Origin of the sequence: Stenotrophomonas sp. PS02298, from assembly GCF_029959445.1 — a bacterium.
Taxonomy (GTDB): domain Bacteria; phylum Pseudomonadota; class Gammaproteobacteria; order Xanthomonadales; family Xanthomonadaceae; genus Stenotrophomonas.
The window spans coordinates 1-9,260 of record NZ_JASCOR010000165.1 but is presented as its reverse complement, the minus strand read 5'-3'; the positions used below and the strand labels follow the sequence as shown (position 1 = coordinate 9,260).

9 protein-coding genes and 1 pseudogene are annotated in these 9,260 nt (G+C 64.0%); 2 read left to right on the top strand and 8 right to left on the bottom strand.

What is annotated here, in order from left to right; translation table 11 throughout:
• Positions 1–73: 73 nt before the first annotated feature.
• From QMX78_RS17980 to QMX78_RS17945, 8 genes and pseudogenes are all read right to left on the bottom strand, one after another.
• A complete protein-coding gene (locus QMX78_RS17980) occupies positions 74–682 on the bottom strand; it encodes an LON peptidase substrate-binding domain-containing protein (RefSeq protein ID WP_282272094.1) in 609 nt (202 codons plus the stop codon).
• A gap of 89 nt (positions 683–771) precedes the next feature.
• Entirely contained in the window at positions 772–2,133 is a 1,362-nt protein-coding gene (locus QMX78_RS17975; protein ID WP_282272092.1) for a DcaP family trimeric outer membrane transporter, read from the bottom strand.
• Positions 2,134–2,337: 204 nt separating this feature from the next.
• Entirely contained in the window at positions 2,338–3,126 is a 789-nt protein-coding gene (gene dmpH, locus QMX78_RS17970; RefSeq protein ID WP_282272090.1) for a 2-oxo-3-hexenedioate decarboxylase, read from the bottom strand.
• Complete coding sequence (dmpG, locus tag QMX78_RS17965) at positions 3,123–4,163, bottom strand: 4-hydroxy-2-oxovalerate aldolase (RefSeq protein ID WP_282272088.1); 1,041 nt, start codon at positions 4,161–4,163, stop codon at positions 3,123–3,125. The genes dmpH and dmpG overlap by 4 nt, the downstream gene beginning before the upstream one ends.
• 10 nt (positions 4,164–4,173) lie before the next feature.
• Positions 4,174–5,112: an acetaldehyde dehydrogenase (acetylating) gene (locus QMX78_RS17960; protein ID WP_282272086.1), complete on the bottom strand. Its 939-nt coding sequence runs from the start codon at positions 5,110–5,112 to the stop codon at positions 4,174–4,176.
• A 40-nt stretch (positions 5,113–5,152) separates the two neighbouring features.
• Complete coding sequence (locus QMX78_RS17955; protein WP_282272084.1) at positions 5,153–5,950, bottom strand: fumarylacetoacetate hydrolase family protein; 798 nt, start codon at positions 5,948–5,950, stop codon at positions 5,153–5,155.
• Positions 5,947–6,153, bottom strand: a pseudogene (locus QMX78_RS17950) (tautomerase family protein); the annotation flags it as partial. The gene QMX78_RS17955 and the pseudogene QMX78_RS17950, both read right to left, overlap by 4 nt.
• Positions 6,154–6,172: 19 nt before the next feature.
• Positions 6,173–7,438 (bottom strand): MFS transporter, encoded by a 1,266-nt coding sequence (locus tag QMX78_RS17945; RefSeq protein WP_282272082.1) that lies wholly within the window; start codon positions 7,436–7,438, stop codon positions 6,173–6,175.
• Positions 7,439–7,587: 149 nt separating this feature from the next.
• Between QMX78_RS17945 and QMX78_RS17940 the strand changes: the two genes are divergently transcribed.
• On the top strand, positions 7,588–8,256 hold the full coding sequence (locus QMX78_RS17940) for a hypothetical protein (RefSeq protein ID WP_282272080.1): 669 nt from the start codon (positions 7,588–7,590) through the stop codon (positions 8,254–8,256).
• Positions 8,257–8,315: 59 nt separating this feature from the next.
• Positions 8,316–9,161 (top strand): IclR family transcriptional regulator, encoded by an 846-nt coding sequence (locus tag QMX78_RS17935; protein WP_282272079.1) that lies wholly within the window; start codon positions 8,316–8,318, stop codon positions 9,159–9,161.
• The last annotated feature ends 99 nt before the right edge of the window (positions 9,162–9,260 follow it).

Here is a 9,260-nt window from a genome sequence, read left to right as displayed (position 1 = left end):
ATGCTCGGCAAGGGCATTACAGGGAAGGCCTCTGCCGAGCATGGCTCGGCACTACCAATATCCTGCAGCTGGATTACGGATCCTCCTCGATCGGCACGTCCAGCTCCGGAATCCATTCCAGCAATCGATCCAGGCGTCGCCGCGGATCGTTCTCCTGCAACAGCTGCAGCCGCTGGGTTTCGCTGAGCGGCAATAGTTCGGCCAGGCGCCAACCCACCCACGTTGCCTGATCCAACTGTGCCGGACCGGCGGCGGCGTACTCGCCACCTATCTGCTCGATGATGTGTTCCAGCAAGGTAGCAAGCAGCCCGTGTTCCGGCTGCAGTTCATCATCGCTGTCGAGCTCGCACCACTGCACATCCGCCGTTACCAAGCCGTTGTCACGTACATGGGTTGTCGTTACGTGGAAGCGTCGCGCGCCGCGCAGTCGCAATACCAATACGCCATCACGGCCGACATCGAAATCCTCGACCGTGGCCTCGACGCCCCAGGCAGCAGGCGTTGCCGGTGCGCCGACCTCCTCACCATGCAGGATCAGGCAGACACCGAAACTACCGCCGGTGCGCCCGCATTCGCGGACCAGATCCAGATAGCGCGGCTCGAACACGCGCAGGTTCAACATCGCACCCGGCAGCAGCGCCGCATGCAACGGAAACAATGGCAGGCTTGGCGATGTATTCATGACAAAACAACACGGGCGGACCAGGGACGATGTTACCCCAGCCCGCCCGTGCTGATTCCCGCAGTGGCCGCGAACCACTGCCAAACCGGTCAGAAGTTATATTTCACATGCGTGTGCAGGCGATTCATGTCACCTTCCTGCCCGTTCTCGATGCGACGCGTCGCATGGCTCAACTCAACACCAAGATCCAGCTTGGGGAACGGCGAGTAAATCAGGTTGGCACGCACCGACTGCGCCTTCTCGGTGACTTCGTAGCCCGTCAATGCAGCATCGTTGTCCAGCACCGCCACCGAGTACACCAGGTTGCCGCGCAGCTTTGGCGAGAACGCATGGCGCCACGCCGCGAAGCCACCGTAACCGTCCATCGCATGCAACCTGCCCTCCTCGTCGAGCACCGTGTCGCTGCCCAGCGCGAAGCCGAGATAGCGGCCCACGCCGCTGCCACCACTGACCATGTAACGCAGGTCATCGTTGGCACCGATGTTGAACCGACCAGACACACTCAGGGCCGCACCGGTTTCGGTCTCCCCACCATAGCGGAAGTTGCGCAGCATCGCTGCGGCGGTGAAATGGCCCCAGTTGCCGCGCGTGTTCCAGCGTGCGGTCAAATCGGGGATCGTATCGGCGCCGCTGTTGAAGCGTGCACCACGGCCAGCAAACGGAGTGATCGTGGTCTGCGGGTTCTCCGCCGAGAACGACCAGGCGCCGCGGGTGTAACGCAGCTGTGCCTGCCGCGAGAAGATGGTGCCTTCGGAGGGCCCGGTGAAATCGACGGTATCCGGCAGCGCGGCAACATCCTGGAAGTTGGACCAGGTCTGGCCGGCCAACCAATTGTTCCAGCTCACATAGGCCTGGCGCAGGGTCAGCGCATAAGTGTTGGTGATGACCTCGTTGCCAGCGAACGCATTGCTGCCACCACCGTACATGTCGGCCTCGATATAGGCCTTGAGCTTGTCACCATCGTCGGTGGTGGTGTCAGCACCAAACCAGAAGCGCGAGAACTGCGCATGCACATCGGTGTAGCTGGCGCTGCGGCCATTGCCATCGGCTGCAACCGGGGTGGCGCCGGGAAAGTAGAACAGCCGCCCGGCCGAGCCGTCCGCGATTTCACCATCGCTGGTGCGGGTATACATCGAATCGAGCTTGATGAAGCCGCCGAAGGAGAACTTCGTGCCCGGCATTGCATTGGGCAGGGTCGCCGACGGTGCAGCGGCAACCACGCGGGTTGCATCAAGTGCGCTTGCGCTCGCAGCCGGGACTGCAGCAGCGTTGGCCGCCTCACGTTGCTGGTACTGCTGCAGCATCGCGCGCATCTGCTGCATCTCCTGCTCCAACTGCGCCATCCGCGCTTCCATGGCCTTGGCATCCGTTGCCTGTGCGAGCGCACTCAACGGCATCGCCGCCAAGGCCGTGGTGACGGCCAGGGCCGCCAGCTTCTTGTTGCTGATCATTGCTTTCCCCTCCCAGGGCAACAGAACACCGTTCCGGCCCTGTTTGGAAAGGCCGGTCGAAATGACGCAGTGCTTTTCTTCCTGGAGTCCCGATCAGTCCGGTTCTCCAAGCAGCTTTCAGACCGTCATTCCCGCACAGGCGGGAATGACCAGCGTGCAATTGGCGGCAGGGCTCTCGTCCCCGTCACGCCAGGCCGCTCGCTATCAAACAAACCGCATCGACGTGGTACCAAGGCCATCCGCACGCACCAGTACGTTGTCACCGGCCGCGACGGCCACCGCCGCGGTGATCGCACCGGACAGCACCACGCTGCCTGCCGGCAATACCTGCCCGCGCTGCGCCAGCATGTTGACCAGCATCGCCACCGCTTCGGCCGGGTTGCCGAGTACGGCCGCACCGGCACCAACCTCTACCACCTGGCCGTTCTTCTCCATCACCACGCCCAGGGTTTCCAGGTCCAAGCCTTCCACCGCGGTTGGACGCGAGCCGAGCACGTAGCGCGCCGCCGAGGTGTTATCGGCGATGACGCTGGGCAGGTCGAAGCGGAAATTCTCGTAGCGCGAATCGATCAACTCGATCGCCGGCACCACGTAATCGGTTGCCGCCAACACCTGGGCAATATCGCAACCGGGCCCGGCAAGCTGCTCGCGCATCACGAAGGCGATCTCCGCTTCCACCTTCGGATGGATCAGCTGGGCGGTATCCACCACGGCGCCATCGTCGACGGCGTTGTCGTCACCCAGGAAGCCATAGATCGGCGTGTCAACGCCCATCTGCTGCATCTTCGGGCGCGAGGTCAGGCCCATCTTCATGCCGACGATGCGAACACCGGCGGCCTGCTTGATGCTGCGCAGGCACTCCTGGATGTCGTAGGCCTCATCCACGCCGATCTGCGGGTGCGCGTCGGTGATCTTCACCACCTCGCGCACTTCCTGCTCGGCGGCCAGCAGCTGCAGGGCGCAGCCTTCGATGATGGAACGGTCCAAGGTCATGCGATTTTCTCCTGCGTAGTGGCGTCGCGGGCACGCAGCACATCCAGTGCGACGTCCACGATCATGTCTTCCTGGCCACCGACCATGCGGCGCTTGCCGAGTTCGACGAGGATGTCGACGGTGTTGATGCCGAAACGCTGCGACGCTGCCTCGGCGTGACGAAGGAAACTGGAATACACGCCTGCATAACCCAATGCCAGGGTCTCGCGGTCCACGCGTACCGGGCGGTCCTGCAGCGGACGCACGATGCCATCGGCGGCATCCATCAAGGTGTAGAGGTCACAGCCATGATTCCAGCCCATGCGCTCGGCGGCGGCAATGAACACTTCCAGCGGCGCATTGCCTGCACCCGCACCCATGCCGGCAAGGCTGGCATCGATGCGGATAGCGCCGGCTTCGACCGCGGCGATGGAGTTGGCCACGCCCAGCGACAGGTTGTGATGGGCATGGATGCCGATCTGCGTATCAGCCTGCAGCGACTCGCGCAGCGCGCTGACCCGCTCGCGCACGTCGTTCATATTGAGTGCGCCACCGGAATCCACCACGTACACGCAGGATGCGCCGTAGCTTTCCATCTTCTTCGCTTCCACCGCCAACGCCGCAGGCGTGGTCATGTGGCTCATCATCAGGAAACCGACCGTGTCCATGCCCAACGCGTTGGCCGCTTCGATGTGCTGGCGCGAGATGTCGGCCTCGGTGCAGTGGGTGGCCACGCGCACGATGCGCGCACCGGCGGCATGCGCATTCTTCAGGTCATGCACGGTGCCGATGCCTGGCAGCAGCAGCGTGGCGATCCTGGCATGCGAAACCGATTCGGCAGCGGCCTCGATCCACTCAACGTCGCTGTGCGCGCCGAAGCCATAGTTGAACGATGAACCCTGCAGGCCATCGCCATGCGCGACCTCGATCGAGTCCACCCGTGCCTTGTCCAGCGCGGTGGCAATCGCCCGCACCTGCGCCACGCTGTAGCGGTGACGCACCGCGTGCGAACCGTCACGCAGGGTGACATCGGAGATGTAGAGCTTGTTGTCAGTCATGCGTTCTTCCTCAGGCTGCAGCGCGCGCGGCCAGCACCGAGGCGGCCATGCGCTCACCGGTGGCCAGTGCGGCCGACGTCATGATGTCCAGGTTGCCGGCGTAGGCTGGCAGGTAGTGCGCGGCACCTTCCACTTCCAGGAAGATCGTGGTCTTGAGGCCCGTGGTGAGACCGACGCCGGGCACGTTGACCGGTTCATCCAGCACCTCGAACTGCACCTGCTGCTTGAGCCGGTAGCCCGGCACGTAGGCGGCCACGCGTGCTGCCATGTCATTGACCGCCGCTTCGATGGCCGCGGCGTCGGCCGGCTCGCTGAGCACGTAGACGGTGTCGCGCATCAGCAACGGCGGCTCTGCCGGGTTGAGCACGATGATTGCCTTGCCCACGGCCGCACCACCAACACTCTCGATCGCCCGCGAAGTGGTCTCGGTGAACTCATCGATATTGGCGCGGGTGCCGGGGCCGGCACTCTTGCTGGAAATGCTGGCGACGATCTCGGCGTACTTCACCTTCGCCACCGAGGCCACCGCAGCAACCATCGGAATCGTGGCCTGGCCACCGCAGGTCACCATGTTGACGTTGGCGGCGTCGATGTTGTCGTCCAGGTTGACCGTCGGCACGCAGTACGGACCGATCGCCGCAGGCGTCAGGTCGACCACACGGATGTCCGGCTTGGCCTTGCGCAGCAACGCGTCATTGGTGATGTGCGCGGAGGCCGATGTCGCATCGAAGACGATGTCGATATCAGCAAACAACTCCGATTCAATCAGCCCGGCCACGCCACTGGCGATGGTCGGCACGCCCATGCGTGCAGCGCGCGCCAGGCCATCGGAGGCCGGATCGATGCCGACCAGTGCGGCCATCTGCACGTGCTTGCCGTGGCGCAGGATCTTGATCATCAAATCGGTACCGATGTTGCCGGGGCCGACGATGGCAGCTTTCAGGGTCATGCAGCACTCCTGTCGTTCAGTGTGGGGGAGGAAGCAGGCATCACGCGAAATGCACGTCGGCACTGCCGAGCGCTCCCACGCGGACACGCATGTGATCGCCGGCGGCCACCGGGATCAGCGGCACCAAGGCGCCGGACAGGATCACTTCACCGGCCTTCAACGGCGTACCAAGGCGACCAAGCGTGTTGGCCAGCCATGCAACGCAGTTGACCGGCGAGCCCAGCGCGGCGGCACCAGCGCCAGTGGCCACCAGTTCGCCGTTCTTCTCGACCACCATGCCCAGCGTGCCCAGGTCGAGGTTCTTCGGTGGCACGCGCAGCTCGCCCAGCACATAGGCTGCGGCGGAAGCATTGTCGGCAACGGTGTCGGTGATGCCGATGCGCCAGTCGCGGATGCGCGAATCAACGATCTCGAAGCACACCGACAGCGCTTCGGTCGCGGCGAGTACATCGTGATGGGTGATGCCGGGGCCAACCAGGTCGCGCTTGAGGTGGAAGGCGATTTCGCCCTCCGCACGCGGCGCGATCATTCCCGCCACCGACAGCGTGCCGCCATTGGCAACCTGCATGCGATCGGTGAGAAAGCCGAAGTCGGGCTGATCCACTTTCAACATGCGCTGCACGGCCGCCGACGTAGCACCGATCTTCTTGCCAACCACGCGCTCGCCATCGGCCAGGCGGCGCGCGAGCAGATCATTGGAGATCGCATAGGCATCCGCCAGGGTCAGCCCACTGATCCGCTCGCTCAGCGGATCAAGGGCCACGCCAGTACGCAGCGCGGTGTGCAGTTCGGCGCCATGGCGGGCGATTGCAGCTGCATCCAATACCAAAGCAGTCATGCCTTGCCCCCTTCAACCGGATCGCTCTTGAGCACATCGCCCACCGCGAAACGCTGCGGCGGAACCTCGGTGACCATCACCCGGATCGCGCTCATCGGCGCATCCAGTTCCGCATGCGCCACCTTCGCCAGTTCGCGGATGAAGCGCTGCACTTTCTGCTCGTCGCGGCCCTGCACCAGGGTCACTTGGATGATCGGCATTTCTTTACTCCTGCTAGTTCGGTCAGGTCAGCTCGACGCCCTTGGTCTCAGGCAGGAACAGCAGCACGATCACTGCAGCCAGCGCGAAGAACCCGGCGGTCGCCATCAAGCCACTGGCAACGCCGTAGCTGTTGGCCAGGAAGCCGATCAGGGCCGGCGCAATGGCGGCGATGGCGCGGCCGCCGTTGTAGACAAAACCCTGCGCGGTGGCGCGCACAGTGGTCGGGAACATTTCGGCGAAGGTCGGCGCGAAGCCGCTGTAGAAGCCCGTGCCGAAGTAAGCGACGACGATGCCGAACGCCATCAGCGCCATCGGCGACTTGATCATCACGAATACCGGCACGGTCAGCGCGGAGGCCACGAAAAACAGCATGAAGGCCTTCTTGCGACCAATCGCGTCGGCGATGTAACCGAAGGTCACGAAGCCAAGCGCCGCACCGATCTGCATCACCACGATCCAGATCGTCGACTTGACCATGTCCAGGCCCGGGCCGCCGTCAGCGACCGGTGTGGCGAGGTAGGTCGGGATCCAGGTGAACAATCCCCAGTAGCCACACATCGCGGCGGTGACGAAGGCCAGCCCGACCATGGTGCTACGCGCATGGGTACCAAACAGATTGCGCATGGTCTGGGCGAAGCTGAGGCGCTCCTTCTGGTTGACCCAGATCTCCGGCTCCTTGACGTGGCGGCGCACGTAGAAAGCAAGCAGTGCCGGCAACAGGCCAACCGCGAACACCCAGCGCCAACCCAGCGTTGGTACCACCAGCGCGGCGATGATCGCGGCAGCGGCGTAACCCGATGCGAACGCGCTCTGGACCCAGGCCAGGATCTTGCCGCGGTGCTGTGCCGGCCAGCTCTCGCTGACCAGGGCCGAACCCGCAGACCATTCACCACCGACGCCAAGGCCGACGATCACGCGGAACAGCATCAGCTGGCCCAGCGTATCGGACAGGCCGCACAGCGCCGTACCGATGGAGTAACAGATGATGCTGAGCATCATCGACTTCGCCCGCCCCATGCGATCGGCCAGGTAGCCGAACACCAGTCCGCCGAATGCGGTGGCCATCAACGTCGCCGACATCACCATGCCTGCCTGCGACTTGTCGAAGCCCAGGTCCGCGCTGACGTGCTTGAGCACCATCGCGAACAGCATCAAATCCATCACGTCCAGCATCCAGCCCAGGTAGGCCGAACGGAACGTGCCCCACTGCTGCTTGCTGGCCCCTTGCCACCAACGGCCACCTGCGCCGCCTGTTACTGCCTGGATCGATGAATCACGCTGCGCCATTGGCTTCCCCTCCGGAATCGTGGCTGATACGAAAGTATCGGTGATCGATACTCAGAGCACAAAATATCCCACTTTTTCCAAAAATGGAACATGGAATTTAATTTTGTATCGATATACGATACGAGCGTCGTTACAAACGCGAGATTCCGATGTCCGAACTGATCCTCCGCCTGCACGAAGACCACCTGCCAGCCGGCTGCCCTCCTGTTTACCTGCCCAGCGGGCCGCGCGCCCTCTACGTCCGCAGCGGCGGCCTGAGTGTTGAGTCCGCGCAGGACAGCCAGGCGCTGGACCCGGCCCAGGCGCGCGTCTGCCAGCAGCAGGTCACCCTGCTCAACGGCGATCAGGACACGGTGCTGTGGCGCTGGGAGCTGACTGATCGCAACCGCCCTGCCGGCGCCCTGCCCTCGGCCCCAGCCACCCGCAGCGAGCTCAAGCTTGAGGCGCCAATTGGTCTGGATGATCGCTTCGAGTGGCTGATGCGCTGCGACCGCGTCGATTTCCCAAAGGGCGGTGTGGCGCTGACCCATGTCCATCAAGGACCGGGCATCCGGATCTGCGACTACGGCCAGATCAGCATCGAAACGCTGGGTGACAGCCACGATTACCCGGCCGGCAGCGCCTGGTTCGAGCTCGGCCATGCACCGGTACTGGCCCCCACCACCGAGGCCGAGGAAACCCGTTTCATCCGCTGCTTCCTGCTGCCCCGCCAGCTCAAGGGGCGCAGCTCCATCCGCTACGTGCGCCCGGAAGATGCGGCCGCGCAGAAGACCCAGCAGTACAAGGTTTTCGCAGAGCGATACATCGACCTGCCATAATCGGCGGAAAACGCGGTCAACAGACCGCGTACGTCCATGCAACACACTGCAGGTAGCCGATGCCCAGCCACGACGCGAGTGAAAAAAAGGAATTGAGCGCCGCCAGCGGCGCCATTGAGCCCCAGGAAGAAAGCGCCGAACAGGGCCTGCCCACCGCCATTGTCTCGCTGAAGGTAATCGAGGCACTGGCCGCGGCACCCACCGGGCTCGGCGTCACCCGCCTCGCGCAGTTGCTGGGTATGCCGAAAGCACGCGTGCACCGCCACCTCAGCGTGCTGCGTGAACACGGCTATGTCGACCAGGACCCGGACAACAACCAATACCGGGTGGGCTGGCAGATGTTCCTGCTGGGCCGTGCCTGCAGCAGCCGTTTCGATGTGATGGGACTGGCCAAGCCGGTGCTGGAACAGCTGCGCGACGAAGTTGGCCAGACCGTGGTGATCTCCACGTTCTCCGACAACGAGGTGGTGGTGCTGGACCTGCTGCGCGGTACAGCGCCAGTGGAGATCAGCCTGCGCCCGGGCACTCGCTTCCAGCACAACAGCGTGGCGCAGGGCAAGATCGCCCTCGCCTATGGCCCGGACAAGCTGCGCCGCGCCTACCTGACCCAGCCACTGAACAACAGCACGCCACGCACCATCGTCGACCCGGATCGACTGGCGGCGGAGATCGAGCTGGTGCGCAAGCGCGGCTGGGCCGACGCACCGGAAGAGCTCTACATCGGCATCAACGCCTTGGCAGCCCCGCTACTGCAGGGCAACGGCGAGTTGTTCGGCACACTGGCCATCGTCGGCTCCATCCACTACCTGCCGAGCACACCGAATCCGGCGCACGTGCAGGCAATGTTGAGCGCCGCCGCGCAGATCTCGGCCTTGATGGGCTACCACGCCCCCAAGCCCCGCTAAGCCCCACAGGTAGTGCCGAGCCATGCTCGGCAAGGAACCTCTCCTGTAGTGCCGAGCCATGCTCGGCAGAGGCCTTACCGGGAAAGCCCTAGCCGAGCA

Excerpts from the sequence above, each read along its gene's own strand:
- dmpH (WP_282272090.1), bottom strand. The coding sequence starts at position 3,126 with ATGACCTTGGACCGTTCCATCATCGAAGGCTGCGCCCTGCAGCTGCTG.
- QMX78_RS17935 (WP_282272079.1), top strand. The coding sequence starts at position 8,316 with ATGCCCAGCCACGACGCGAGTGAAAAAAAGGAATTGAGCGCCGCCAGC.
- QMX78_RS17975 (WP_282272092.1), bottom strand. The coding sequence starts at position 2,133 with ATGATCAGCAACAAGAAGCTGGCGGCCCTGGCCGTCACCACGGCCTTG.
- QMX78_RS17945 (WP_282272082.1), bottom strand. The coding sequence starts at position 7,438 with ATGGCGCAGCGTGATTCATCGATCCAGGCAGTAACAGGCGGCGCAGGT.
- dmpG (WP_282272088.1), bottom strand. The coding sequence starts at position 4,163 with ATGACTGACAACAAGCTCTACATCTCCGATGTCACCCTGCGTGACGGT.
- QMX78_RS17960 (WP_282272086.1), bottom strand. The coding sequence starts at position 5,112 with ATGACCCTGAAAGCTGCCATCGTCGGCCCCGGCAACATCGGTACCGAT.
- QMX78_RS17940 (WP_282272080.1), top strand. The coding sequence starts at position 7,588 with ATGTCCGAACTGATCCTCCGCCTGCACGAAGACCACCTGCCAGCCGGC.
- QMX78_RS17980 (WP_282272094.1), bottom strand. The coding sequence starts at position 682 with ATGAATACATCGCCAAGCCTGCCATTGTTTCCGTTGCATGCGGCGCTG.
- QMX78_RS17955 (WP_282272084.1), bottom strand. The coding sequence starts at position 5,950 with ATGACTGCTTTGGTATTGGATGCAGCTGCAATCGCCCGCCATGGCGCC.